The sequence below is a fragment of the Zooshikella harenae genome (assembly GCF_018837975.1).
Lineage (GTDB): Bacteria > Pseudomonadota > Gammaproteobacteria > Pseudomonadales > Zooshikellaceae > Zooshikella > Zooshikella harenae.
The window spans coordinates 1-686 of sequence record NZ_JAGSOY010000328.1; the positions used below are offsets into that span (position 1 = coordinate 1).

At 42.1% G+C, this 686-nt stretch carries 1 protein-coding gene; it reads left to right on the top strand.

The annotated features are described in order from the left end of the window. Positions 1–41: 41 nt before the first annotated feature. Positions 42–686 (top strand): ISAs1 family transposase (locus KCG35_RS25955; RefSeq protein WP_230409368.1); only part of this gene is annotated, 645 nt, incomplete at its 3' end.

Consider the following 686-nt stretch of genomic DNA (forward strand, 5'->3'; position numbering starts at 1 on the left):
CTAGAGACCCCAAAAAAACCATTCATCCGCTACCGACGATTTTGTTTATCTCTATTTGCGCTATTTTTTGTGGTGCCAATAGCTGGGAAGATATTGTTATGTGGGCAGAAGTGCACAAGGAATGGCTATCAAAGTATGTCGATGTATCTAATGGCACGCCAAGTTACAGTACGATACGCCGAATATTTATGATTATAAAACCGGCGTGCTGGGGAGCATTGACTCAGAAAGTTCTATCGAGCCATCATTCTAACAAGAAGGCAGAGGTTCATATTTCAATTGACGGCAAAACATTACGCGGTAGTAAATGCGCTGCAAAAGATATACGCGCTATGCAGATAGTCAGTGCGTGGAGTACGGAAAACAATATTATTTTGGGCGAGGTCAAAACTGACAGCAAATCCAATGAAGTGACAGCGATTCCTCTGCTGCTTGCCCTTCTAGATTTGGAAGATGCGACGATTTCAATTGATGCAATAGCCTGTAACGAAACCATTGTTCAAGCGATATTAGATAAAGGAGCCAACTATTTACTGGGGTTAAAGAAAAATCAACCCACGTTATATGCGGCAGTAGAAGATTACGTGCAAGCAGAAGGCGCTAATCCTGATAATTTAACCTGTGACTACTTCGATGACACTCATGGTCGTTTAGTACGACGTCGCTATTTTGTCTTTGATACCCCT